At 69.1% G+C, this 26,629-nt stretch carries 15 protein-coding genes; 8 read left to right on the top strand and 7 right to left on the bottom strand.

All coding sequences use genetic code 11. The features are described from left to right. Positions 1-22: 22 nt before the first annotated feature. The 3 genes from ACODS4_RS06345 to ACODS4_RS06335 form a co-directional block, all read right to left on the bottom strand. Positions 23-1,015, bottom strand: coding sequence for a 2-dehydro-3-deoxygalactonokinase (locus ACODS4_RS06345; RefSeq protein ID WP_488861813.1), 993 nt, complete (start codon positions 1,013-1,015; stop codon positions 23-25). After that, positions 1,012-1,836 carry an IclR family transcriptional regulator gene (locus tag ACODS4_RS06340; RefSeq protein WP_488861811.1) on the bottom strand — a complete coding sequence of 275 codons (825 nt, stop codon included), beginning with the start codon at positions 1,834-1,836 and terminating at the stop codon, positions 1,012-1,014. Before ACODS4_RS06340 ends, ACODS4_RS06345 begins: the two co-directional genes overlap by 4 nt. Positions 1,837-1,941: 105 nt before the next feature. Further along, positions 1,942-3,285: an ATP-binding cassette domain-containing protein gene (locus ACODS4_RS06335; RefSeq protein WP_488861809.1), complete on the bottom strand. Its 1,344-nt coding sequence runs from the start codon at positions 3,283-3,285 to the stop codon at positions 1,942-1,944. Positions 3,286-3,554: 269 nt separating this feature from the next. On the opposite strand from ACODS4_RS06335, the gene xdhA reads away from it, so the two are divergent. The 3 genes from xdhA to xdhC are packed head-to-tail and all read left to right on the top strand — an operon-like array spanning position 3,555 to position 8,225. Continuing rightward, positions 3,555-5,042, top strand: a complete 1,488-nt coding sequence (gene xdhA / locus ACODS4_RS06330; protein ID WP_488861807.1) for a xanthine dehydrogenase small subunit — start codon at positions 3,555-3,557, stop codon at positions 5,040-5,042. Beyond that, entirely contained in the window at positions 5,035-7,395 is a 2,361-nt protein-coding gene (gene xdhB, locus ACODS4_RS06325) for a xanthine dehydrogenase molybdopterin binding subunit (RefSeq protein ID WP_488861805.1), read from the top strand. Before xdhA ends, xdhB begins: the two co-directional genes overlap by 8 nt. Then, complete coding sequence (gene xdhC, locus ACODS4_RS06320) at positions 7,395-8,225, top strand: xanthine dehydrogenase accessory protein XdhC (protein ID WP_488861803.1); 831 nt, start codon at positions 7,395-7,397, stop codon at positions 8,223-8,225. Before xdhB ends, xdhC begins: the two co-directional genes overlap by 1 nt. Positions 8,226-8,275: 50 nt before the next feature. Here the strand turns inward: xdhC and amaB are convergent, their stop codons facing one another. Both amaB and ACODS4_RS06310 read right to left on the bottom strand, forming a co-directional pair. Continuing rightward, positions 8,276-9,772 carry an L-piperidine-6-carboxylate dehydrogenase gene (gene amaB / locus ACODS4_RS06315; RefSeq protein ID WP_488861801.1) on the bottom strand — a complete coding sequence of 499 codons (1,497 nt, stop codon included), beginning with the start codon at positions 9,770-9,772 and terminating at the stop codon, positions 8,276-8,278. A gap of 189 nt (positions 9,773-9,961) precedes the next feature. Continuing rightward, the gene (locus ACODS4_RS06310; protein ID WP_488861799.1) at positions 9,962-11,620 is read right to left on the bottom strand and encodes a thiamine pyrophosphate-binding protein; all 1,659 of its coding nucleotides are present in this window, start codon (positions 11,618-11,620) and stop codon (positions 9,962-9,964) included. A 113-nt stretch (positions 11,621-11,733) separates the two neighbouring features. On the opposite strand from ACODS4_RS06310, the gene gcvA reads away from it, so the two are divergent. Then, a complete protein-coding gene (gene gcvA, locus ACODS4_RS06305; protein ID WP_488861797.1) occupies positions 11,734-12,630 on the top strand; it encodes a transcriptional regulator GcvA in 897 nt (298 codons plus the stop codon). A gap of 14 nt (positions 12,631-12,644) precedes the next feature. Here gcvA and phoU read toward each other — a convergent pair whose 3' ends face one another. Continuing rightward, on the bottom strand, positions 12,645-13,427 hold the full coding sequence (gene phoU / locus ACODS4_RS06300; RefSeq protein ID WP_488861795.1) for a phosphate signaling complex protein PhoU: 783 nt from the start codon (positions 13,425-13,427) through the stop codon (positions 12,645-12,647). A 284-nt stretch (positions 13,428-13,711) separates the two neighbouring features. Between phoU and ACODS4_RS06295 the strand changes: the two genes are divergently transcribed. From ACODS4_RS06295 to ACODS4_RS06280, 4 genes are all read left to right on the top strand, one after another. Next, the gene (locus ACODS4_RS06295; RefSeq protein WP_488861793.1) at positions 13,712-14,395 is read left to right on the top strand and encodes a hypothetical protein; all 684 of its coding nucleotides are present in this window, start codon (positions 13,712-13,714) and stop codon (positions 14,393-14,395) included. 61 nt (positions 14,396-14,456) lie between these two features. Then, positions 14,457-16,556, top strand: coding sequence for a CHASE2 domain-containing protein (locus ACODS4_RS06290; protein WP_488861791.1), 2,100 nt, complete (start codon positions 14,457-14,459; stop codon positions 16,554-16,556). A 3-nt stretch (positions 16,557-16,559) separates the two neighbouring features. Next, positions 16,560-18,290 (top strand): ShlB/FhaC/HecB family hemolysin secretion/activation protein, encoded by a 1,731-nt coding sequence (locus ACODS4_RS06285; RefSeq protein WP_488861789.1) that lies wholly within the window; start codon positions 16,560-16,562, stop codon positions 18,288-18,290. A gap of 18 nt (positions 18,291-18,308) precedes the next feature. Further along, complete coding sequence (locus ACODS4_RS06280) at positions 18,309-25,262, top strand: two-partner secretion domain-containing protein (protein ID WP_488861787.1); 6,954 nt, start codon at positions 18,309-18,311, stop codon at positions 25,260-25,262. Here ACODS4_RS06280 and ACODS4_RS06275 read toward each other — a convergent pair. Continuing rightward, positions 25,255-26,595, bottom strand: coding sequence for a GH1 family beta-glucosidase (locus tag ACODS4_RS06275; RefSeq protein ID WP_488861785.1), 1,341 nt, complete (start codon positions 26,593-26,595; stop codon positions 25,255-25,257). The two genes, ACODS4_RS06280 and ACODS4_RS06275, sit on opposite strands and share 8 nt — an antisense overlap. Positions 26,596-26,629 lie beyond the last annotated feature (34 nt).

The raw sequence follows: 26,629 nt of genomic DNA, 5'->3' as shown, positions 1-26,629 counted from the left end.
GGTCCTTGGCGGTCAGGCGAAATCAGGGCGCGGCGGCGATCAATCCGGCGGCGGCGGCGAATTGGAACAGCCCGCGCGGGGCGGTGTTGCCAAGCTGGGCGGCGACGGTCGCGCCGAAATGGTCCAGCGCGCGGGCGTAGCGGCGGCACAGCCCGGCGTCGCCGATCAACAGCAGCGGCGCGCCGTTCGGCCAAACCCGATGCAGCATGGCGAGGCTGGCCGTCAGCTCATGCCCGATCAACAGGCCGGACAGGTAATGGCTCAACGCCTCGGGCGGCAGGCGGCGGGTGAGGCCGAGCGTGCGGGTGGCGAAGAGTTGGCGCGGCAGCGCGCCGGGTTCACCGTCGCGGGCGGCGTCCAGGCCCAGGGCGAAGGCGGCGGCCTCGTCCTGCGGGCTGGCGACGCCCTCGGCGGGCATCAGCCGCCCAAGCAGCGAGTGGTTTTTCAGCACGGCGAACAGCTCGCCGGTCATGTGGGTGGCGAAGCCGACGATCTTGCCGTCGGCGACCCGCACCCATTTGGAATGGGTGCCGGGCATGGCGACGCAGGCGTTGGCGGCCCAATCGGGGTTTTCGGCGAGCGCGCCCGCGATCTGCACCTCTTCCCCCCGCATCACGTCGGGGGCGGCGTCGGGCGGGTCATACAGCACGCCCGGCGCGATCAGCAGGCGCCGCCCGTCGGCGACCTCCACCCACGCCGCGTGGTCGGCCAGATTGCGGGCGTCCGCCGGGCAGGGGACATAGGGGGCCTCGACCCAGCCCTGGGCGCTGCCGACCATGCCGCCCGCCACCACCGGCAGTTCCGGGCAGGCCGACAGCCAATCGCCGCACAGCGCGGCGAAGGCGGCCTGGAACCCCGCCGCGCCGGGTTGCGGCAGATGTTGGATGCCGTGCGGGCTGGCGCGTTCGGCCAGCACGCCGCCCGCCTCGTCCATCAGAAAGCCGCGCAGGCTGGAGGTTCCCCAATCCAGCGCGACGAGAACCGGCGAGCCGGTGGAATCAAGGTGGTCGGTCATGCCGCAGTCCATCCCAAATCACAGGAAATCGCGTCCGCCGCCGCGCGGACCAGGGGGCCAAGCGCGCGCATGCGGTCGTCGGGCATATAGGGGGTGGCGCTGGCGACGCTGATCGCCCCCGCCACGCCGCCGCGCGCGTCGCGCACCGGGGCGGCGACGCAGCGGATCCCCAACTCATTCTCTTCCAGATCGAAGGCCCAGCCCCAGGCGGCGTAATCGGCCATCCGCGCCGCGAACTCCGGCCAGGGCGGCGGGCGGGGCCGGTCGGTATCGGCGGCGGGAGCGGGGGCGGCGGACTCCTCCGGGCAGGCCCGCGCGTGCAGCCCGGCCCAGCGCGCCGGATCCAGGCCCAGCATCAACGCCTTGCCGATTCCGGTCGAGGCCAGCGGCATCCGCAGCCCAGCGCGCGAGCGCATTTCCAGCCCGCGCGTTCCGGCGATCTTGTCGAGATAAAACACCTCGTCCCCCTCGGCCACGCCCAGATGGACGGTGTCGCCGGTCTGGCGGGCCAACGCCTCGATGCGCGGGCGGGCGACGGCGACCAGCGGGCGCTGCTCCAACGCCTTCTGCCCCAGTTGGATCAGCTTCGATCCCAGCAGATAGCCCTTGTGCGGGATGTGGTGCAGATAGCCCTCGGCGACCAGACTGGTCAGCATCCGATGGGTGGTGCTGCGCGGGGTTCCCAACCTTGCGGCGATCCCCTTCACATCCCCCACCCCCGCCGCCACGCATTCCAACAGCGTCAACCCCCGCAGCAAGGTCTGCGTCCCGGCGGGCTTGGCGGGGGCGTCGGCGTCGTCAAGGGGTATGGGGGCGGTCATGGGAGGGGGCGCGCGTCGTCCAGGAATGGCGCGATGCTAAGGCGAGGGATGAGCCTGTGTCAAATAGTAAACATATGTCTCATATAATGGGATGTTTAAGACCGATCACGCCGCCCTGTGCAGGCGGCCGTCCTGCAAGCGCAGGGTTTGGTCGGCCCAGCCGGTCAGCGGGTTGTGGCTGGTGGACAGGATGGCGGTTCCGCTGGCGCGGGCCATGTCGGACAGAACGGCCAGGGCGTGGGCGGCGCGGACCGGGTCCAGGCCGCGCAGCGGGTCGTCCAGCAGCAAAAGCCGGGGGGTTCCGGCCACCAGACCGGCCAGAGTCACCAACCGACGCTCCCCCGCGCTGAGCGATTGCGGCGGGCGGTCGGCCAGCGGGGCGAGGCCGAAACGGTCGATCGCCTGTTCGACCCGCCGCCGCCGGTCGGGCGGGCGCAGCCCGGCGCGGGTCAGGGCGAAGCCGATCTCCGACCACACGGTTTCCCCGAAAAAATGCCGGGGCGACTCTTGCGGCAGAAAACCCACCCGGCCCGGCAGGTCGCGCGGCGCCGGGTTGTCCACATCCATCACGGTGACGCTGCCGCCCGCCACCGGCGCCGCCCCGATCAGGCAGCGCAGAAGCGTGCTTTTCCCCGCCCCGTTCAGGCCGCAAATGTGGGTTCGCCCGCCCGCCGCGACGCTCAGGGTCAGCCGGTCGAGCAGCGGCGCGCCATCCTCGCGCAGCACCCGCAAATCTTGCGCCCGCAGCACCGCCCGCCCGGCGTCGGCTGCGGCGGGGACGTCTGGATCCGCCGACTCCCCCGCCCAGGCCGGGGCGGCGGCGCCCGCTGTTTGCGGAAGCGGCATGCGCAGATGGACGCTGCACAGACCGACCGCCCCGCCCTCCGCGTGGGCGGTCAGCAGGATGATTTTCCCCTCGCTCAACCGCCGCCGGATCGCCGCGCGCAGCCGCTGCGCGCCGTCATGGTCCAAGGCGGCGAACGGCTCGTCCAGCAGCAGAACCACCGGATCGCGGGCCAGCGCGGCGGCGATGGCGACCCCTTGCCGCTCCCCCATCGACAGGCTGTCCGCCCGGCGCGCCGCCAAGCGGCTCAGCCCCATGTCGGCCAGCGCCCCGGCGATCCGCCGTTCCCGTTCCCCCTCGCCCAGCGGCAGCCCGCGCAGCGCCCACCCGACGGTTTCGGCCACGTCGCCGCGCGGGGCGTCGGTGTCGGCGACGTGCGGAACCAGGGCGACGGGGCAGGCGGCCCCCACCGGCACGGCGACGCCGCCATCCACCGCCAACACCCGGCCATCCCACCCGGCGACGCCCGCCAGCGCCTGCAACACCGAGGTTTTGCCGGTTCCGGTCGGCCCGGAAATCAGCCCGCATTGCCCCGCCGTCAGATGAACCCGGCCAAGCCGAACCCACGCGGTCCCGTGCCCGACGATGAGGATGGGAGGCTGCATCGCCAATCCTTTCTGAACCCGCCAGCCCGAACCCGCCAACCGCGTGGGGCGCCGCTGCGGCAATCGCTATATTCAACAGGATATAATGATTGTGTGCGGCGCACAAGACGGCTCGCCGCTCCGCCATTGCCCATTTCTTGACCACGCCCTTTTCGTGATCGTTTGAAAGTCTTTTCAGCCGGGCGGATCTGGTGGACAGTTCATGGTGGTGAAACACTGGAAGGGTCGCAGCGTCCCCGCCACCCGAACGAACCAGCAGGATTCGGCCCATGCGCGAAAGCCTTCGCTTTTATCTGGGGGATGAGTTGCGGGAGATCCGCGACGTCGATCCGACCCTGACGGTTCTCGACTGGCTGCGGCTGGACCAGCGGCGCACCGGCACGAAGGAGGGCTGCGCGGAGGGCGATTGCGGGGCCTGCACCGTGGTGGTCGGGCGGCTCGATTCCGATGGGGCGCTGCGGTACGAGGCGGTGAACGCCTGCATCCGCTTCCTCGCCACGCTGGACGGTTGCCAGTTGTTGACGGTGGAGCATCTGCGCGGGCCGGACGGCGCGCTGCACCCGGCGCAACAGGCGATGGTCGATTGCCACGGCTCGCAATGCGGCTTCTGCACGCCGGGCTTCGTCCTGTCGCTGTTCGCGCTGTATCTGAACGAGGAGCGGCCCGGCCCCGAGCGGATCAACGACGCGCTGGCCGGGAATCTCTGCCGCTGCACCGGCTATGAACCCATTGTCCAGGCGGCGCGCCGCATGTATGAGTTGGGCGACCGCGAGGCCGACCAGGCGGGCGACCGCTTCGCCGACCGCGCCGCGACCGTCGCGCGGCTGGCGGCGCTGGCCGACGCCGACTGTCTGTCGGTCGGCGCGGCGGGCCGCCGCTTTCTCGCCCCCGCCACGGCGGACCAATTCGCCGACCTCTACGCCGCCAACCCGGAGGCCGTCATCGTCGCCGGGGCGACCGACGTCGGGCTGTGGGTGACGAAGTTTCAGCGCGTGCTCGCCACCGTGCTCTACATCGGACGGGTTCAGGAGTTGCGCCGCGTCGTGGATCGTGGCGACGCGCTGGAGATCGGCGCGGGCGTCACCTACCGCGACGCCGCCGCGCCCATCGCCGCGCTCTACCCTGATTTCGGCGAGTTGATCCGCCGCATCGGCGCGGAGCAGGTGCGCAACGTCGGCACCATCGGCGGCAACATCGCCAACGGCTCCCCCATCGGCGACAGCCCGCCCGCCTTGATCGCGCTGGGGGCGTCGATCCGGTTGCGGCGGGGGGCGGAGCGGCGGGTCTTGCCGCTGGAAGACTTCTTCCTCGCCTATGGTCAGCAGGACCGCCGTCCGGGCGAGTTCGTCGAGGCCATCCTGTTGCCCAAACCGCAGCCGGGCGAGCGGTTCCGCGCCTACAAGATCGCCAAGCGTTTCGACCAGGACATTTCCGCCGTTTGCGGCGCTTTCCGCCTGCGGTTGGACGCGGACGGGCGGGTGGCCGATCTTCGCGTCGCCTTTGGCGGCATGGCCGGAACGCCCAAGCGCGCCAGCGGCGCCGAAGCGGCGCTGATCGGCCAATCCTGGACCGAGGCCAACGTCCGCGCCGCGATGACGGCGTTGGCGACCGATTTCACCCCGTTGTCGGATTGGCGGGCCAGCGCCGCCTACCGCAGCGCGGTGGCGGCCAATCTGCTGTTGAAGCTCTATGTCGAGACGACCGACCCCGACGCCGACACGCGGCTGGTCGGCGACCGGAGGCTTGCCCATGCCTGACGCCGCTCTCCCTGTCCCGACCATCTCGGCCATCGTGGGGGGCGTCCACACCCCGCGCCCGCACGAAAGCGCCCACAAGCATGTCAGCGGCGAGGCGGTTTACATCGACGACATCGCCGAACCCGCCGGGCTGCTGCACGTCGCCCTGGGCTTGAGCGCCAAGGCGCACGCGCGCGTCACGGCGCTCGACCTGTCGCGGGTGCGCGCCGCGCCGGGGGTGGCGGTCGTCGTCACCGCCGCCGACGTGCCCGGCGTCAACGACGTCGGTTGCATGGGCAAGGGCGACGAGCCGCTGTTCGCCAGCGATCTGGTCCAGCATGTCGGCCAACCCCTGTTCGCCGTCGCCGCGACCACCCGCGACCAGGCCCGCCGCGCCGCCGCGCTGGCCGACGTGACCTATGAGGAGTTGCCCGCAATCCTGACCATCGCCGCCGCGCGCGACGGCGCGCGGACGCTCGTCACCGCGCCGATGACCCTGACGGTGGGCGACAGCGCGGCGGCGCTGGCCGAGGCGCCGCGCCGCCTTAATGGGCGGCTGGCGGTCGGCGGGCAGGAGCATTTCTATCTGGAAAGCCAGATCGCCCTGGCGATCCCCGGCGAGGATGACGAGGTGCTGGTCCATGTCTCCACCCAGCATCCGACGGAGGTCCAGCACATCGTCGCCCACATCCTGCACGTCCCCAACGGGGCGGTGACGGTGGAGGTGCGGCGGATGGGCGGCGGTTTTGGTGGGAAGGAGACGCAAGCCAACCTGTTCGCCGCCTGCGCCGCCCTGATCGCCAAAAAGACCGGGCGCGCCGCCAAGCTGCGCCCCGACCGCGACGATGATTTCCAGATCACCGGCAAGCGTCATGATTTCGAGATCGACTACACGGTGGGCTTCACCGACGAGGGCCTCGTCACCGGGGTGGAGATGCTGTTCGCCGCGCGGGCGGGCTACGCCGCCGATCTGTCGGGGCCGGTGACGGACCGCGCGCTGTTCCACGCCGACAATTGCTACCACTACCCCGCCGCCCGGCTGGAATCGCTGCCGCTGAAGACCAACACGGTGTCGAACACCGCCTTTCGCGGCTTTGGCGGGCCGCAGGGCATGGTCGCGGCGGAACGGGTGATCGACGAGATCGCCTTCGCGCTGGGCGAGGATCCTTTGACCATCCGCAAGCGCAATTTCTACGGCGTGGAGGATCGCAACCTCACCCCCTATCACCAGATCGTCGCCGACAACATCATCCCCGAACTGGTGGCGGATCTGGAAGCCGACTGCGGTTATTGGGACCGCCGGGCCGCCCTCCGCGCCCACAACGCGCGCAGCCGGATCTTGAAAAAGGGGTTGGCGCTGACCCCGGTGAAGTTCGGCATTTCCTTCACCGCCACCCATTACAATCAGGCGGGCGCGCTGGTCCATGTCTACACCGACGGCAGCGTTCAGGTGAATCACGGCGGGACCGAGATGGGGCAGGGGCTGCACACCAAGGTGGCCCAGATCGTCGCCGAGGAATTCCAGATCGACATCGCCCAGGTGCGCCCGACGGCGACCACCACCGGCAAGGTGCCCAACACGTCCGCCACCGCCGCGTCCTCGGGGACCGATCTGAACGGCAAGGCGGCGCAGAACGCCGCCCGCGCCATCAAGGAACGCTTGACCGCCTTCGCAGCCGAACGCTGGGGCGTCGCCGCCGACGCGGTGGTCTTCACGCCGGGGCGCGTCCAGGCGGGCGGCCAGTCGATGAGCTTTCCCGATCTGGTCCGCGCCGCCTACATGGCGCGGGTGCAACTGTCGGCCACCGGCTTTTACAAGACGCCGAAGATTCATTGGGACCGCGCGGCGGGGCGGGGAACGCCGTTCTTCTATTACGCCTATGGCGCGGCGTGCAGCGAGGTCACGGTGGACACGCTGACCGGCGAATATGTCGTGGACCGGGTGGACATTCTGCATGATTGCGGACGCTCGCTGAACCCGGCCATCGACAAGGGCCAGATCGAGGGCGGCTTCGTCCAGGGCATGGGCTGGTTGACGATGGAGGAATTGTGGTGGGACGGGCAGGGCCGCCTGCGCACCCACGCGCCCAGCACCTACAAAATCCCCGCCTGCGGCGACCGTCCGCGCGTGTTCAACGTCCGTCTGCTCGACAACGCTCCCAACCGCGAGAACAGCGTGTTCCGTTCCAAAGCGGTGGGCGAGCCGCCCTTCATGCTGGGGATGTCGGTGCTGCACGCGCTGTCCGACGCGGTGGCCAGCGTCGCCGATCATCGTTTCTGCCCGCAACTGGACGCGCCCGCCACGCCGGAACGGGTGTTGGCGACCATCGGGCGGCTGCGCGCCCGCGCCGCCGCCGAGATTGCCGGGGCCTGATGACTGGGTTGTCCGAGACGCTGGCCGACTGGCTGGCGCGCGGCGAGGCGGCGATTCTCGTCACGGTGGCGGAGACGCGCGGCTCAACCCCGCGCGAGGCCGGGGCGGCGATGCTGGTGACGGCGCGTGACAGTCGTGGCACCGTCGGCGGCGGGCGGTTGGAATGGACGGCGGTGGAGCGCGCCCGCGCCATGCTGGCCGAGGGCGTCGCCGCCGACCGGCTGGATCTGCCGCTGGGTCCGGCCATTGGGCAATGCTGCGGCGGCCATGTCCTGTTGACGCTGGAACGCGCCGATGTCGAGACGGTCGCGGCGCTGGCCGAAGGGGAACGCCGCGCGGCGGACGCCAGTCCGACTTTGCTGCTGTTCGGGGCCGGGCATGTGGGAAAGGCGATGGCGGCGGCCTTCGCGCCGTTGCCGCTGCGCCTGCGCTGGATCGATTCCCGCGCGGGCGAGTTTCCTGAGGTCATTCCGTCGGGAGTCGAGCGGATCGTCACCGAACGACCGCTCGACCATCTGGCCCAGGCCCCCGCCGGGGCGGGCTATCTGGTGCTGACCCACAGCCACGCGCTGGATTTCGATCTGACCGACGCGGCGCTGCGCCGGGGCGACGCCGCCTATGTCGGCCTGATCGGCTCCGCCACCAAGCGCAGCCGGTTTGAGCGCTGGAGCGCCGCCCGCGCCTATGACCCAGCCTTGCGCGCCCCGTTCCACCTGTCGCGGCTGACCTGCCCCATCGGCGCGGCGCTGACCGGGGACAAACGCCCGGAGGTCATCGCCGCCCTGGTCGCGGCGGAGCTGTTGGTGGCCTTCGCCGCGCGCGGTTCGTAAGCCCCCTCGACCGCCGCCGAAGCGGAAAGCCGAGGGGGCGGACTCTCCAATCAGCCCAGATCGAACTTGATGCCCTGGGCCAGCGGCAGGGCCGCCGAGTAGTTCACCGTCGCGGTCTGGCGGCGCATGTAGGCCTTCCAGGCGTCGGAGCCGGATTCGCGCCCGCCGCCGGTTTCCTTTTCGCCGCCGAAGGCGCCGCCGATTTCGGCGCCGCTCGGGCCGATGTTGACGTTGGCGATGCCGCAATCCGACCCAGCCGCCGACAGGAAGCGCTCAGCCTCGCGCAGGTCGGTGGAGAAGATGCAGGAGGACAGGCCCTGCGGAACGCCGTTCTGCAAGGCGATGGCCTCCTCCAGCGTCTCATAGGTCAGGACATAGAGGATCGGCGCGAAGGTCTCATGACGGACGACGTCGGTCTGGGCGGGCATTTCGACGATGGCCGGGGTGACGTAATAGCCGTTGGGGAAACGGTCGGTCAGGGTGCGTTCACCGCCCGTCACCACGCCGCCCTCGGCCTTGGCCTTGGTCAGCGCGTTCTGCATGGCGGCGAAGGCGTCGGAATCGACCAACGGACCCATCAGAACGCCGGACTCCAGCGGGCTGCCGATGGGAACGGAGGCGTAGGCGGCCTTCAGGCGCGGCAGCAACGTCGGCGCGACGTCCTTGTGGACGATCAAACGGCGCAGCGTGGTGCAGCGCTGGCCGCAGGTGCCGACGGCGGAAAACAGGATGGCGCGCAAGGCCATGTCGAGATCGGCGGACGGCGCGACGATCATCGCGTTGTTGCCGCCCAACTCCAGAATGCTGCGGCCAAAGCGTTCAGCCACCACCTTGGCGACTTCCCGGCCCATGCGGGTGGAGCCGGTGGCCGAAACGATCGGCAGGCCGGGATGGGCGACCAGCGCCTCGCCCACGGCGCGACCGCCCTGGACGACCTGATTCAGATGGGTCGGGGCGTCGCCGAAGCGGGCGACGGCGCGCTCGAAAATCACTTGGCAGGCGGCGGCGGTCAGCGGGGTCTTTTCCGACGGCTTCCAGATCACCGGATCGCCGCAGACCAGCGCCAGCGCCGCGTTCCACGACCACACCGCCACCGGGAAGTTGAAGGCGGAGATGACCAGACACGGACCCGCCGGGTGCCAGGTCTCGCGCATCGCGTGGCCCGGACGCTCCGACGCGATGGTCAGGCCGTAAAGCTGGCGCGACAGGCCGACGGCGAAGTCGCAGATGTCGATCATCTCCTGAACTTCGCCCAGACCTTCCTGATAGATCTTTCCGGCTTCCAGCGACACCAGACGGCCCAGATCCTCCTTGGCGGCGCGCAGCTCCTCGCCCAGCAGGCGGACCAGCTCGCCCCGGCGCGGGGCGGGAACGGTGCGCCACGCCGCGAACGCGCGGGCGGCGTTGGCGACGAGGTCCGGGACCAGCGCCGGATCGGTTTCCGCCACGGTGGCGAGCGTGGCGCCGTCCACCGGCGACCGCGCGGTCAGACCGGCGCCGGTCGAAGAGGTGAGGCCGAAACGGGAAAGGATGTCGCTGTGCTGCACCGGGGTGGTTCCTTCTGACGAACAAGAACGCCCTCTCCCGTTTCGGGAGAGGGAAGGGGCCCGCCGCGACGCGGCGGGAAGGGTGAGGGGTGATCGGTCGCGAAAGCTGGCGATCCTTGTCGGCCCCCTCACCCTCCCCACCTTCGGCGGGTCCCCTCCCTCTCCCGAGACGGGAGAGGGACTGGATGGTTAGCGCTTCGCGCCAGCGGCGCGGATTTCGGACAGGGTTCGGGTCGGCGTCAAGGCTTCCGGGTCGATGACGACGTGCAGGATCGCGGGCAGGCCGGACGCGCGGGCGCGTTCAAAGGCCGGGGCGAACTCCTCCGTCCGCCGCACCGTTTCGCCATGACCGCCATAGCTGCGGGCCAGCGCGGCGAAATCGGGGTTGCGCAGCGCGGTGCCGGACACCCGGCCCGGATATTCCCGCTCCTGGTGCATGCGGATGGTGCCGTACATGCCGTTGTCGATGACCAGCACGATGACGGCCGCCCCCTCCTGCGCGGCGGTGCCGAACTCCAGCCCGGTCATCTGGAAACAACCGTCGCCGGCGAAGCAAATCACGTCGCGTTCGGGAAACTCCAGCTTCGCCGCCAGCGCGGCGGGCAGGCCGTAGCCCATCGAGCCGCAGACCGGCGCGGCTTGCGTGCCGAAGCGGCGGAAACGGTGGAAGCGGTGGATCCAGGTGGCGTAATTGCCCGCGCCGTTGGTGAAAATGGCGTCGTCGGCCAGCGTCTGGTCCAGCCAGCGCATGACCGCGCCCATCTGGACGTCGCCGGGGATGTTCTCAGGCGGCGTGCTCCACGCCTCAAACGCCGCGTGGGCGGCTTCGGCGCGGGCGGCCCAGGCCGGGTTCGGCGTCACGGCGACGTCGGCCACGGCGTCGAGGAAGCCGCCCGGCGTGGCGACGACGCCCAGCGTCGGGCGGTAGACGCGCCCGATCTCTTCGGCGCCGGGATGGACATGCACCACCGCCTTGCCCGGATCGGGAACGCCGAGCAGCGCGTAGCTTTGCGACGGCACTTCGGAGAAACGGTCGCCCAGCAGGATGACCAGATCGCTGTCGGCGACCAGCGCCGACAGTTTCGGGTTGATTCCCAACCCGATGTCCCCGGCGTAGAGCGGGTGGTCGTGGTCGAACAGCATCTGGCGGCGGAAGGTGACGGCGACCGGCAGCGCCAGCCGTTCGGCGAAGCCGCGCAAGGACGCCGCCGACCCCTCGGTCCAGCGCGAGCCGCCGACGACCAGCAACGGGCGCTCGGCCTTCGCCAGAAGCGCCGCGAAGGCGGCGACCTGCGCCGGGGTGGGGGCGCTGTCCACCGGCTCGGCGCGCGGGGCGGCGAGGACGTCGGCCACTTCGGTCAGCGTGTCTTCCGGCAGGGCCAGCACGACCGGGCCGGGGCGGCCCGCCATCGCGGTGTGGAAGGCGCGGGAAATCATTTCCGGCACGCGGTCGGCGCTGTCGATTTCGGCGACCCATTTGGCCATGCCGCCGAACAGCCGCCCGTAATCGACCTCCTGAAAGGCGTCGCGCCCGCGCATGCCGCGTTCGATCTGGCCGATCAGCACGATCAACGGGGTTTCGTCCTGCTGGGCGACGTGGATGCCCGACGCCGCGTTGGTGGCGCCGGGGCCACGGGTGACGAGGCAGACGCCGGGACGCCCGGTCAGCTTGGCCTGCGCCTCGGCGGCCATGGCGGCCCCGCCCTCGTGGCGGCAGACGACCATCTCGATGGGGCTGTCGTGCAGGGCGTCCAGCACGGCGAGATAGCTCTCGCCCGGCACGCCAAACACCCGCCGCACGCCCTGCGCCTCCAGCGCTTCGACGATCAACTGCCCGCCGGTCTTCATTCCGTTTCCGTCCTGTCTGTCCTGATCCGCGACGATACCGACGTTGCTCCGTCACGCGCCATCCCGCAACCGACTTTCTTTCCAGGGGTCATGAGCTGTGGTAATGATGAGGCATGGATCTGCAACGGCGACTCCTTCCTTCGATGAGCGCGTTGACCGCGTTCGAGGCGGCGGCGCGCACCGGCAGCTTCACGGCGGCGGCGAACGAGCTGTCGCTGACCCAAGGCGCCGTCAGCCGCCAGATCAAGGCGTTGGAGGAACAGATTGGCACGCCGCTGTTTGTCCGCAAGGACCAGCGCGTGACCCTGACGCCGACCGGGGCGCTGTACGCCGAACCGATCCGCGACGCGCTGCGTCAGATCGCGGCGGCGACGGTGCGGACCATCGCCGCGCCCAAGGGGGGCGAGCTGAATCTCGCCATTCTGCCGACCTTCGGCACCCGCTGGCTGGTGCCGCGCCTGCCCGCCTTTCAGGAGGCGCACCCCCATGTGGTGATCCATTTCACCACCAAGCTGGCCCCCTTCGATTTCCGCACCCACGACATCGACGCGGCGATTCATTACGGGCTGGGCGAGTGGCCCGACGCGGTTTGCGACCATCTGCTGGATGAAGAGGTGTTGCCGGTCTGCGCCCCGTCCTTCTTAAAGGCGCACCCCATCGCCGAACCGGCGGACCTCATCGCCCTGCCGCTGCTGCACACCAGCACGCGGGCCGACGCCTGGGCCGAATGGTTCGCCGCGCAGGGGTTGGCGGCGCGCACCGGCGCGGGGATGTTTTTCGAGCAGTTCATCACCACCGCCCAAGCCGCCGAGGCCGGATTGGGCGTGGCGCTGTTGCCGACGCTGCTGGTGCATGGCGAATTGCGCGAAGGGACGCTGATTCCGGCGCTCGACCGGCCCCACCGCAGCGCGCGGGCCTATTATCTGGTCCACCCGCGCAACAAGGCCAATCACCCGCCGCTCGCCGCCTTCCGCCGCTGGCTGCTGGACGCGGTGGGGAAGGGGCGCTGAGGGGCGGGGCGTTCTTACATCGCGTCGTCGTTGGCGTTGTCGCCTGTGTCGGCGCCTTCGACGATCAAGGCGTCGGCGGCGGTCGGTTGGATCGGCGACACCACGGCGAAGCTGGAGCCGTCGCTTTTGGGCCGCGCGAGGTTGAGCGGCGAGCCGACCACCAGATAATGGATGGTTTCGGCGATGTTGGTCGCGTGGTCGCCGATCCGCTCCATGTTCTTGGCCATGAACAGCAGATGGGTGCAGGGCGTGATGTTGCGCGGGTCTTCCATCATGTAGGTCAGACCTTCGCGGAACAGGCTGGTGTAAAGATCGTCCAGCTCCTCGTCGCGCTCCCAGGCGGCGATGGCCTTGTCGACGTCGCGCTCGGTGTAGGCGTCCAGCACATCCTTCATGATGGTTTCGACCAGACGGCCCATGCGCGGAATCGCCACCGCCGGGCGGACCAGCGGCATTTGCGCCAGCGCCAACGACCGTTTGGCGATGTTGGCGGCGTAATCGCCGATGCGCTCCAGATCGGCGGCGATCTTCAGCGAGGACACGATCTCGCGCAGATCCTGCGCCATCGGCTGGCGCAGGGCCAGCAGGCGCACGGCCTCGGCGTCGATGTCGCGTTCATAGGCGTCCAGCCGGGCGTCGGCCTGCATCACCTGCGTGGCCAGCCCGACGTCGCGCCGGGCCACCGCCTTGACGGCGGCCTCGACCTGGGCCTCGGCCACGCCGCCCATTTGGGTCACGAGGTTGGAGAGGCGCTGCAATTCTTGCGCGAAGGAGCGGACGATGTGTTCCGTGCTCATGAGTCGCCGACCTGCCCCATCCGTTTGTTCTCATGCGAACGCGTGCGAATTGGCGCACACGCGATGGCGTAGAATAGCCGGGGGCGATGACGCGGCGGTTGCGGCGATGTTGCGGTTTCATGACAATCCGCCCTTTGCGGACGATTGGTCCGCCGGTCGATTTCCCCGGCCACGCGATGGGGTTTGAAGTGGGTCGGTAACTTCGCTAAAGGATAGACGAAGCGATTCGTCCGTTTGACCGAGGGCTTACGCCCTCCGTCACAGACCAGGAGGTTTCAGCCATCATGACCGTGACGTTCCAGACGCCCTTGCGGGCGCTCGCCGTCGGCGCCCTGCTGTGGCAGCTTGGCGTTTCGACCGCCGCCGCCGGCCCCGTCGCGCTGGTTGAGGACGTGTCCGACGGCGTGGCGGGCGTCCAGCCGATGGATTACCTCAACGCCGGTCAGACCGTGGCCTTGGCGGCGGGGCAGAACCTGACCCTGAGCTACCTTGATTCCTGCGTCAACGAGACGATCACCGGCGGCAACGTCACCATTGGTACGCGGGAATCGGCGATCTCCGGCGGAACCATCGACCGTCACACCCTGCCGTGCGACGGCGGCAAGCTGTTGCTGGCCGCCAGCGAAACCGGCAAGGCGGGGGTGACGGTGTTCCGCAGCGTCACCGTCGCGTTGCCGGGGGCCAAGCCGAAAGCCGATCTGACGCTCTACAAGACCCGCCCGCTGCTGGCGCTGACCGCGCCCGGCCCGGTGAGTTTCGAGCGGTTGGACGAAGCGGCGCCGCCTGTCGTCATCGACGTTCCCGGCACGATGCTGGACACCGCCAAGGGCGGCGCGGCGCCGGTTCCCCCGTTGGTTCCGGGCGGGCTGTACAAGATCGTCGCCGGGGCCAAATCCTATGTCGTCAAGATCGACCCCCAGGCCAAGGACGAGGCGGGTCCGGCGCTGGGCCGTCTGATCCGCTTCTGATTCCGGCCCGCGTGTGACGATCCGGCTGTCCCGGCGCTTTCGCCTGATCCTTTTGGGAGCCATGACGCCGCTGCTGGCGGCGTTCCTGGTCCTGAGCTTCAGCGCGTCGTTGCAGGGGCCATCCATCGACACGCTGTACCGGCTGCGCGAGGTGGCGCATGGGCCGAAGCCCGCCCCGAACCCGTCGCCGGTCGTCGTCGTCGGCATCGACGAGGAAACCTACCGTCGCCCGCCCTTCGTCGGCACGCCGCAAGCCCTGTGGGGGCCGAAGCTGGGCAAGGTGTTGGCCGGGATGCTGGATGGCGGCGCGGCGGCCATCGGGCTTGACCTTGTCCACCCAACCTCGGTCGAGACGCTCATTCCAGGCTTTGAGCGCGAATATCTTCTGACCCTGCGCCGGGGCGGCAAGGAGGGGCGGTTGGTGCTGGCCAAGGTCCAGCATCAAAGCAACCCGCTGATGCCCTATCGCGGTTACATGATCGCGGCGGGGGCGGGGAACGTCCGCTCGGTCAATCTGGTGGAGGATCCCGACGGCGTGCTGCGGCGGATTCCGGTCACGCTGCTCGTCACCGACCCCAACGGCGGGAACCCGCGCCCGGAACCCGGCATGGCGGCGGAAGTGGCGTCGCGCGCGCTGGGCGCCCCGGTGGTTCGTGGGGAGGATGGTTGGACGAGTCTTGCGGGCTATCGGCTGCCCGGCGGGACGAGCAACCGCATGCTGGTCAACCACGCCACCACGGCGGGGGCCATCCCGACCTATTCGCTGGCCGACCTGTTCGCCTGCGCCGAGGCGGGCGACGCCGCCTTTTTTGAAAAACACTTCAAGGGCAAGGCGGTGATGGTCGGCACCGTTCTGGACGTCGAGGACCGCAAGCTGTCGTCGAACCGCTGGGTGACGAAGCCGGAGGGGCTGAACCTGCCCGAACGCTGCGCCCTGCCGGTGATGAGCGACCTGTATGTCGAGGGGCTGCGCCGGGATTCGATCCCCGGGGTCTACATCCACGCGGCGGCCATCTCCAACCTGATGACCCGCGACGGGCTGGCGGAAACCGGCAAACCGGCCAGCATGGCGCTGGTCCTGCTGTTGGCGGGGCTGGCCGCCGCGATCACGCTGGCGACTCGCCCGGCGCTGGCCGCTCTTGGCCTGCTGGTCGTGCTGGCGCTGTGGAGCGGGGCGGCGGTGGAAAGTTTTCAGAACGGGCTGGTTCTGCCCTATCTGCAAGGCGTCGTCGCCATTGGTTTGGTCTTTCCGTTGCTGCTGGGCTTTCGCTTCGCCGTGTTGGACCGCGACCAGCGGCGGATCCGCAACGCCTTCAAGCTCTATCTGCCCGGCTCGCTGATCGACGACATGATCGCGTCCGGCCAATCGCCCAGCCTGGGCGGGGAAGAGCGCGACCTGACCATCCTGTTCTCCGACATCGCCGGTTTCACCAAAATGTCGGAAGGGATGGAGCCGGAGGCTCTGGTTCTGGTGCTGAACCGCTATTTCACCGTGATGACCGACATCGTCGAAGCCCATGGCGGCTTTGTCGACAAATACATCGGCGACGCGGTGCTGGCGGTGTTCGGCGCGCCCTACGCGCTGGACAACCACGCCCGCGCGGCGGTCAACGCCGCCTTGGCGATGGCCCGAGCGATGGAGGACGACCCGACTTTGCTGGCGACCGACAGCGGGCGCGGTTCCGCCCGCATAGGGCTGGCGACCGGGCCGGTTCTGATCGGCAACATCGGCTCGCCGCGCCGTTTCAACTACACGGTGATGGGCGACACGGTGAATCTGGCCTCGCGGCTGGAGGGGGCGAACAAATATTACAGCACGCCGATGATGGTCAGCGGTGAAACGATGGCTCATCACGGCGACCCGGCCGCCTTCCGCGCGCTGGACGTCGTCCAGGTGGTGGGCCGCAACGAGCCGGTGGCGGTCTATGAGCCGCTGTCCGACGCCCGCCGGGCCGATCCGGAGGATGGCGCCCGCCGCGCCGCCTACGCCCGCGCGCTGGCCGATTGGCAGGCCGGGCGGTTCGACGCGGCGGCGGCGGGATTCCGCGCGCTGGCCCCGTTTGACAGCGCCGCCGCCGCCATGCTGCGCAAGGCCGACGCGCGGGTGGGTCGCGCGCCGGAGGCGGGTTGGACCGGCGTGACGGCCCTGACCGAGAAATAGCCGATGCGCCGCCTCCGCTTATCCCGTCCCCGTCCGTCTCGCTGCGGTCTGTCCGCCGCTCTGCTTCTCACGTCGCTCTGCGGCGTGTTGACCGCGCCGTTGGCTTTGGCGCAGACCGCGCCGCCGGTGGTTCTGCCGCCCTCGCTCGACCCCAACCGGCTGGAGCAGCGCTTCGAGCGTCCGTTGACGCCGCAATCCCTGCCCGAAATCGAGATGCCGGCGCCGGAGAAGGCGCCGCCCCCCAAGGACGCCGAGCGAATCACTTTAACCCTGACCGAGCTTCAGATCAGCGGCAACAGCGTCTACGACGTCGAAGCCCTGTCGCCGCTGTGGCGCGACCTGCTGAATCGTCCGGCGACGCTGGCTGACCTCTACGGCGTGCGCGACGCCATCACCACCAAATACCGCAACGCCGGTTACGTGCTGTCGCAGGCCATCGTTCCGGCCCAGCGAATCCGCAACGGCGTGGTGCGGTTGGAGGTGGTGGAGGGGTATGTCAGCGACGTGGTGATCCAGGGCGAGGCGCGCGACCGTCTGGGCCTGCTGCGGCGGATGGGCGAGAAAATCAAGGAATCCCGCCCGCTGCGCATGGCCGACATGGAGCGTTACGTCCTGTTGGCCGATGATCTGCCCGGCGTGGCGGTGAAAACCGTGCTGGAGGCCGCGCCCGACACCCCCGGCGCCTCGCAATTGACGATGACGTTGGAGCGCACGCCGTTCGACGGATCGCTGGCGCTGGACAATCGCGGCACCCGCTCCGTCGGGCCGCTGCAACTGACCGGGGTTCTGAACGTCGAAGACCAGTTCGGCCTGTTCGAGCGGACGACCGCGCAGGCCATCGGCGCGCAGCAATGGCGCGAGTTGCGCTATCTGGATCTCGGCCAGTCGGTCCCGCTCGACGCCGAAGGCACGACGCTGAATTACGGCGTCCGCCGCTCCTGGTCGCAGCCGGGCGACAGCGTGCGGTCGTTGGAGCTGGACAGCCTGACCTCTTCCGTCCGCGTCGGCCTGTCGCATCCCTTTTTGCGCAGCCGGGCGGAAACCCTGCGCGGGGAGATGACCTTCACCGTTCGGAACAACCGCACCACGGCCTTGGGCGATCCTCTGTCGGAAGACCGGCTGCGCATCCTGTCCGCCGATGTGTCCTACGACGTGTCCGACGATTGGGATGGTAGCAACGTCCTGTCGCTGCAACTGTCCAAGGGGCTGGACATTCTGCACCCGACCCGCAGCGGATCCGCCGGTTTGACCCGCTCGGGCGGGCGCAGCGATTTCCGCAAGATCAACCTGACCGCCCAGCGCAATCAAAAGCTTGGCGACGCCCATATTCTGGTGCTGGCGGGCGAGGCGCAATACAGCCCCGATGAGTTGTTGTCGTCGGAGGAATTCGGCGTCGGCGGCAAGGCCTATGGCCGGGCCTTCGACTCCTCGGAGATCAGCGGCGACAGCGGTTTTTCCGTGCGCGGCGAGCTTCAACGCATTTTGGAGGTCTCGCAGGACGGGCCGGATTATGCGATGATTTACGGCTTTGGCGATTATGGCGCGGTGTGGAATTACGAAAGCGGATCGCGCCATGGCCGCCGGTCCTTGGCCTCGGCGGGGGCGGGGGTGCGCTTTGGACTTTTCAAACGGTTCGACGCCAGCCTGGAACTCGCCAAGCCGTTCATCGCCGTTCCCACCAGCACGCTGGATCGTGGGATGCGGATCTTTTTCAATCTGTCCACGCGCTTTTGACCGCAAGGTTTGCACAGGATGAGGACGCACCAGCCGCCGCGCCGCATCTCCCGCCGCGCCGAACCGCGCGTCGCCGCGCGGCTGCGCGGCGCGACGGCGTTGGCCGGGCGGGCCGGAATGGTGATCGTCGCGGCCATGCTGGTTCCGGGAGCCGCCTTCGCCAACCCGGAGGACGGGGTGGTGACGGCGGGAAGCGTGGCGATTCGTCCGGGCGGGCCGGGACAACTCGACATCGTGCAGACGACGCAAAAGGCGATCATCGACTGGCGGCGTTTCGGCGTGAAGGAGGGGGAACACACCCGATTCCAGCAGCCTGACGCCCAATCCATCACGTTGAACCGGGTGGTCGGGCCGGATCCCTCGGCGATTATGGGGCGGCTGTCGGCGAACGGGCAGGTCTGGCTGGTCAACCCGAACGGCATCCTGTTCGGGCGCAACGCCCAGGTGGACGTCGCTGGTCTGATCGCCACCACCCACGACATCCGCAACGATGATTTCCTGGCCGGTCGCTACAATTTTGAAGGCCGGTCGGGATCCACCGCGACGGTCGAGAATGAGGGCGTCATCACCGTGGCCCAAGCGGGCCTGGCCGCCTTCGTCGCCCCCGGCGTCGCCAATCGCGGCGTCATCGAGGCGCGGTTGGGCGAGGTGACGTTGGCGTCGGGGCGGCGTTTCGTCGTCGATCTGTTCGGCGATCAAAAGATCAATCTGGCGCTGGACGCCAAGACCGACGCGCGGCCCGTCGGGGCGGACGGCAAGCCGGTTGACGCCCTGGTGCGGAACGACGGCCAGATCTTCGCCGATGGCGGGCGGGTCCGCCTGTCCGCCGCCGCCGCCAAGGGGCTGGTGGACAGCGTCGTCAACATGTCGGGCCGCATCCAGGCGCGCAGCGTCGAGGAGCGCGACGGCGAGATCATCCTGAGCGGCGATCCCGAAGGCGGAACGGCGCGCGTGTCCGGCACGCTGGACGTGGCGGGCGCGGACGCCAAACGGACGGGCGGCGCCGTCACCGTCACCGGCGACAAGGTCGAACTGACCGGAACCGCGCGGGTGGACGCCAGCGGCGCGGCGGGCGGCGGCGCGGTTCTGATTGGCGGCGATCTTCAGGGCGGGCGGGCCGACGCCGCGACCTACGCCCTGTACAACATCCGACCGGGCCGCAAGCCGGTTCCCCCCGCCCGCAATCTGACGGTGGAGGACGGCGCGGTCATCGCGGCGGACGCCACCAGCCAAGGCAAGGGCGGCAAAGTCATCCTGTGGTCGGACGAGGCCACCCGCTTCGACGGCGTCATCACGGCGAAGGGCGGGCCGTCGGGCGGCGACGGCGGCTTTGTCGAAACGTCGGGCAAACTGACGTTGCGCGCGCGCGGCGTGGTGGACGCCAGTTCCAAGGGCGGGTTGGCCGGTCACTGGTTGCTTGACCCGCGCAACGTGACGATCACCAACACCGGCTATGACCTCAGCGCGGGCGGCGTGTTCGATCCGGCGACCGACGATCAACAGGTTTACGCGTCGTCCATCGTCGCGGCGCTGCAATCGGGCAACGACGTCACCGTCACCACCGGCGGCACGGGGACGCAGACCGGCAATCTGTTCGTCACCAGCCCCATCGCCGTCACGCTGACCGGCGGCGACCGCAGCCTGACCTTGAAATCGGCGAATGATCTGTTCGTCACGGCGAGCATCACGGCGGCGGGCGACAACAAGCTCAACCTGACGCTCAACGCCAATTCCGACGCTGCCGACAGCGGCGCGGTCGAAATTCAATCGTCGGTTTCGCTCACCACCAACAACGGGGCGCTGACCATCGGCGGCGGCGCCAACCCGGCGACCACGGCGGCCAAGGGCGACGCCAGTTCCAGCAAGATCGGCGTGCTGTTGACCAGCGCCGCCATCAACACCGGGACCGGCGCCGTCTCGATCCGGGGCGAAGGCGGCGGCTACACGAGCGGCGGCAACATCGGGGTCAAGGTTGACGGCGGCTCGATCACCACCACATCCGGCGGCATCGCGATCACGGGGCAGGGCGGTTCGTCGAGCGACGGCGCCAACACCGGAATCCAGGTGAGCGGCGGGGCGACGATCACCACGGATTCCGGATCGCTCACCCTGACCGGGACGGGCGGCGTCGGCGTGACGACGGGATCGAGCAGCGGCGCCAACAACGGCGTGCATCTTTTGGGCGGTTCGGTGGTTCGGACCACCTCCGGCACCCTTGTCGTCAACGGCACGGGGGGAACCGGGGCGGGCGGTTCGGGGGGGGCCAATCACGGCGTTCATCTGGCGACCGCGTCGGAAATTCGCTCCACCACCGGGTCGGTGGCGCTGACCGCCGTCGGCGGCAACGCCGGTTCCCTGAATGAGGGGTTGCGTCTGGAAGGCGCGTCCAAGATCTCTTCTTATGGCAGCGCGCCCATCAGCATCGACGCCTCGACCCCCGACACGGTGAACTCGGTCGCCATGACCGCCGGGGACGCCAACAACACCATCGGCGGGGCGTCGGCCACCGGCAACATCACCTTCACGCTCGACAGTTTGGAGGCGAACAGCATTGGCGCGGTGCAAAGCGCCGGGGCTTTGACCATTCGTCCCAGCACGCTGTCCACCCCGGTCAACGTCGCCACCGGGTCCACCGGGCTGCAACTGAGCAGCGCCGCCCTGGGGGCGCTGCAAGACGGTTTCGGGTCGATCACCATCGGACGATCGGACGGGACCGGCGACATCAACGTCGGAACCGCCTCTTTCATGGATCCGCTGCTGATGGCGACGGGCGGCAACATCACGGTGTCGTCGTCGCTGGGGACCGGATCGGCGAGCCATGCCGGCTCCATCACCTTGCAAGCGGGGGGCGACGTCGCCATTCTGGGCGCCGGCCTCAGCGCCTACGGCGAGGCGATCACCCTGAACGCCGACCGCGACGCGACCAACGGCGGCGCCATCGAGACCAGCGCCGCCGTCATCAACAGCCATGGCGGCGCCATCATCATGGGCGGCGGCGCCAATCCATCCACCACGGCGGCCAAGGGCGGCGTCACCCGCGCCTATGGCGTGCGCCTGTCGGCGGGGTCGGTGTCGTCGGAAGGCGGAAACATCGTCATCAACGGCGAGGGCAAGAACGCCGATGAGGGGAGCGGCGTGCATTTCGCCAATGGTCTGACGTTGGATTCCGGCGCGGGAACGATTCAGATCAAAGGCAAAGCGGTGGCGACCACCGGCACGGTGGGCGGCGTGGTCATGGACGCCAACGGCAACGCGATGACGATCCGTTCGTCGGCGGCCACCGGCGCCGCCATTCAGATCGAAGGGGACGCCAGCGCCGCGAACGCCACCGACGCCTATGGGATCGGGATTCGCGACGACGTCGACATCAAGGCCACGGGCGGCGGCGGCGTCACTCTGACCGGCAAGGCGGGCCGCTCGGTGACGACCGGGGTCGCCGGGGTGTCGATCGCCCAGTCGGGCGGTTCGCCTTACATCGAAGCGGCTGGCGGCCCGATCAACGTGACTGGAACGGCGGGGTCCGATTCAGGGTCGCTTGGCGTCGCGTTGAGCGGCCCGGTCAAGATCGGCGTTGGCAGCCAAACCGGCGGCAGCGCCTCCAACATCACCCTGACCGCCGACAGCATGAATCTGGCCCAGACCAGCGGCGCCGAAATCAAGAGCAGCGGCACGTTGACCTTGCGACCGGAAACGACGTCCACCAGCATCGGGTTGGCGGGCGGGGCTGGGGGCTTGTCGCTGTCAAGCGCGTCGCTGGGCACGCTGGCCAGCGGATTTTCAGAGATTGTGATCGGTCGGTCGGACGGAATCGGCGCCGTCACGGTGGGCGGTTCAGCCAGCTTTTCCAGCAATCTCAAACTTCTGAGCGGCGGAACCGCCAGCGGCGGCATCGCCATCAACGGCGCCCTGTCGGTCGGCGGCAATCGCCTGACCCTGAACACGACCGGCACGGTGTCCCAGACCTTTGCGATATCGGCGGATTCGCTGGAACTTTTGGGAGCTGGCGGCAACCACACCCTGACCGGGGCGAACGCGGTCAACACCCTGGCGGGGTCTGTCGGTCGTTTGTCCTTCCACAACGTCAAGGGCTTTGTCGTTGGAACGGCGGGCGGTTCCAGCGGGTTGACGGTGGAGAGCGGTTCCCGCCTGTCGTTGGCGGCGGACAGCGGGTCGGTGACGCAGACCGCAGCGATCCAGGCCACCGATTTGCAGGTGGTGGGCGGCGGCGTCACCTACACGCTGGACCATTCGGGCAACGCGGTGGACAATCTGGCGGGCGCGGTCGGCACGCTGACCTTCCGGGACAGCGTCAGCCTGAACATCGGCGCGGTTGGCGAACGCAATGGCCTGGAGGTCGAAGGAACCACCCTGCGGCTGACCTCCGACGGCGGTTCCATTCAGCAAACCCAGTCCTTGCGGAACGTCGGAACGCTGATCCTGACGGCGGGCGGCGGCGGCATCGCGTTGGACAGCGCCGGGATCGCCAACACCATCGCCAATTTGGGCGAGGTTCGGCGGGCTGGCGCGTTTCGGCTGTCGGACAGCGCGGGTGGGTTGACGGTGACGGATTCCGTGCTGGCCGACAGCAGCGACGTGTCGATCCGAACCGTTGGGGATCTGACTCTGGCGTCCGGCGCGTCGATCACGGTCGGGGGGGCGCATGATTTGGTGTTGGCCGCGACCGGGAATTTCATCAACAGCGGAACCGCGTCCGTTCTGTCGGTCAGCGGCGGACGTTGGTTGATCTACGCCGCTGATCGCGCCGCCATGCAATTGGGCGGCTTGGCCGGGAACACGATCTACAGTCAAACCTACGCCAGCTTGCCGCCCGCGTCGGTGACGACGACGGGCAACCAGTTGATTGTCGCCAGCGCGGATCCCGCGTCGGGCGGCTCTGGCACGTCGGAGACCCCTCCGTTGGTTTCGCCGCCGGTTTCGCCGCCCGTTTCACCGCCCGTGACGCCGCCGGTTTCGCCACCCGTTTCACCGCCGGTTTCTCCCCCCGTGTCGCCGCCGGTTTCGCCTCCTGTTTCGCCGCCACCTTCCCCGCCGGTCGTCGCCGCGCCGGTGGCGGTCAGCACGACGGTGACGAGCGCGCTCGTCCAGTCGGTGTTGCAAACCGTGAACACGGTGGTGGCCGCCACCCCACCACCACCTCCTCCGCCGCCGCCGCCAGCGGCAGCCGTGGTCGCCAATGGGACGACCAGCGTGGCGGCGTCGCGCGGCGCAGAGCCGAAAACCTTCCTGGCTGCGTTGGAGAACAGCGGTTCGTCCTCCTCGGCGTCGCAAACCGACGGGACGGCTCCGGCAAACGGCGCTGCGGGCGCAGGCTCGTCTGCGAACGCGACTCAATCCCCATCTGGCGCGACCAGCGGAGGGCAAACCGCGAGCGCGCCGTCGCCTGAACCAACAGCGCCGCCGGTTGCCCCACCGCCACCGGCCCCGGCGACCGTGGCGCTGGCGGGCGGCGGCACGGCGACGTTCACCTCGACCGCGACGGCGGCTTATACGACGGGCGCCACCCTGTCGCAGCCCGGTCCGCAGGTGTTGAGTTCGCCGGTGGTGCAGGCGGCGGCCGGCAACATGGTCCAGGCGGCCAGCGGCGGAACGATCACCCAAGCGGTGACGGCGGTCGCCAGCAGCGGCATGACGATCACCGAGCAAAAGGCGGTGTTCCAAAACGTCCCCGTCGCCACCATCGTCGGCGGCCTGGTGAACAGCCCCGACCCGGTGGCCAAGCAGGTGGGCGGGTTGCTGCAAACCACGTCAAACAGCGGTCGCGCCGCCTACGCCGAGGTGAAATCGGTTTTGAGGCTCGCTGGTTACGATCCGGCGGCGACCAAGACCTATCTGGCCATGTACCAGCGGGTGCGGCGGGAGCAGCGGACGCGCTCGCTGGCCGGGGCGTTGCGGCAGTTGACGGCGGATCCTTCGGCGTCGGATTTGTTCCCCTCGCACAGGGCGGACGGCACGCCGCCGCCCAGCATCGTCGAGTTTTCCAACGCGGGCGCGCGGCGGACGCGCGCCATTGTGCGCGGCCTGATTGAAAGCAACGAACGGGTGGCCGAGGCGCGCGTCAATGGGCAATGGGTCTTTGTGGACGAACAAGGCCGTTTCGGCGCCAATCTGACCGTCGCCCCTGGCCAGACCGAGGCGGTTTTGACCGTGACCGACGACACCGGCGCGATGTCGGAACGGCGCATCGCCGTGTCGGCGCCGCCCGCCGCGTCGGCGGCGCCGACCTTGCCCGATGGGCGCAAAATCGCGCTGATGATCGCGGTGGACACCTACCGCAACCCGGAGATTCCGGAACTTGGCACCCCCGCCGCCGACGTGGCGGAGGTCAGCCGGGCCTTGAACGAGCGCTTGGGTTACGAGACCCGCGTGTTGCGGAACCCGACCAAGGCGCAGATCGCCGACGCCCTGCGCAAGCTGGGGCGCGAGGTGACGGAGCAGGATCAGGTGATGGTCTATTACGCCGGTCACGGCTATGAGCTGGCGGAAACCGGAACCGGCTATTGGCTGCCGTCGGACGCGGAAACGACCAGCGCCCGCAACTGGGTGTCGAACAACGACATCGCCCGTTTTTTGAACCGGATGCCCGCCAAGCAGGTGCTGTTGGTGTCGGACAGTTGCTATTCCGGCGCCTTCACCAAGGAGCAAAAACTCGACGCTTCGACCCGCGCCCGCACGGGCGAGGAACTGCGGCAACGCCGGTCGGTGATGGCGCTGTCGTCGGGTGGGGACGAGCCGGTGGCCGATGGCGAGGTGAATTCCCCGTTCGCCACCGCCCTGATGACCCGCATCCGCGCCCTGCCGCGCGAAAGCGGCGGGTTCGACCTGTATGAGCAGGTGCGCGAGGACGTCACCCGCGACGTGCCGCAAACCCCGCAATACGGGGTCATCAAGGCGGCGGGCTATGACGAAGGCGGCGATTACGTGCTGTCGCCGACGCGGGCCGCCATCAACTGAGGGTCTGGGCTTCGCGCGCCTTCGCGATCAACGCGGCGTACCAGCGCGACGACGCTTTGGGCGTGCGTTTCAGCGTGGTGAAATCGACGTGGATCAGGCCGAAGCGTTGGCCGTAACCGCTGCCCCATTCAAAATTATCCAGCAGCGACCACAGGAAATAGCCGCGCACGTCGGCCCCTTGGTCCATCGCCGCCCGCATCGCCGCGTTGTAGATGGTCAGGTAATTGACGCGGTGCGGGTCGTTCACCGCGCCGTCGGCCCCCACCACGTCGCTGCCGCCGCAGCCGTTTTCCGTCACCACGATGGGCAGCCGGTAGCGGCGCTGGATGGTCAGCAGTTCCTCGCGGAAGGCGTCGGGGAAAATCGCCCAGCCCACGCCGTGGGTCGGCGAATCCGGCGGCGCGTCGCCCCAGCCATAGCCCCAGACCCGCGACGGGTCGGCCTTGGCGAAGATCGGGCCGTAATGGTTCAGGCCGAACCAGTCGGTCGGTTGGGCGATGCGGGCCATGTCGCCCGCCTGGACATAGGGTTCGATGTGGTCGGCGGTCTGCGGCGGGTAATGGCCGAGAATCTGCGGGTCGCAGAACACCAGATTCCAATGCTCGTCCAACAGGGCCGCCGCCGCGCGATTCTCCGCCGTGTCGGTTTCCGGGATGACGATCTGCCGGTTGTGGATCGCCCCGATGGAGGCGTCGGGAACCAGCGCCCGCAACACCGCCACCCCGTCGCCATGGGCGAGGTTGACGTGGTGGATGGCGCGCAGATGCTGGGCGCGGTCGACGATGCCGGGGGCGGCCCAGGGAATCGCGTAGCCGAACAGGGTGAAGACGGAAAATTCGTTGAAGGTGATCCAACGCTTCACCCGGTCGCCGTAGCGTTTGGCGCAGAGCGCGGCGTAATCGGCGTACCAGCCCGCGCAATCGCGGCTCGACCAGCCGCCCAGATCATGCAGGGCCTGCGGCAGATCCCAATGATACAGGCACAGCCACGGCTCGATCCCGGTTTCCAGCAGGCGGTCGATCAGGCGGTCGTAGAAATCCAAGCCCGTCTCGTTCACCGCCCCACGCCCGCGCGGCAGCACGCGCGGCCACGCCACCGAAAAGCGGTAGGCGTCCACCCCCAACCCCTTCATCAGGGCGACGTCTTCCTCCCAGCGGTGGTAATGGTCGCAAGCGACGTCGCCGGTGTCGCCGCCGACCACGCCGCCTTGGGTGCGGCAACGCGTGTCCCAGACGCTGGGGCCGCGCCCGCCTTCGGCGGCGGCGCCTTCGATCTGGTAGGCGGAGGTGGAGACGCCCCAGACGAAACCGGGCGGATAGGGGTTCGTCGTCATGCGTCCTCCCGGCGGGGGGCTTTGGATATGGGGG

It is taken from the genome of Azospirillum sp. FG154, assembly GCF_057809575.1.
Note: the sequence above shows the minus strand (reverse complement) of the source record. Positions and strands in the feature narration are given on the sequence as shown.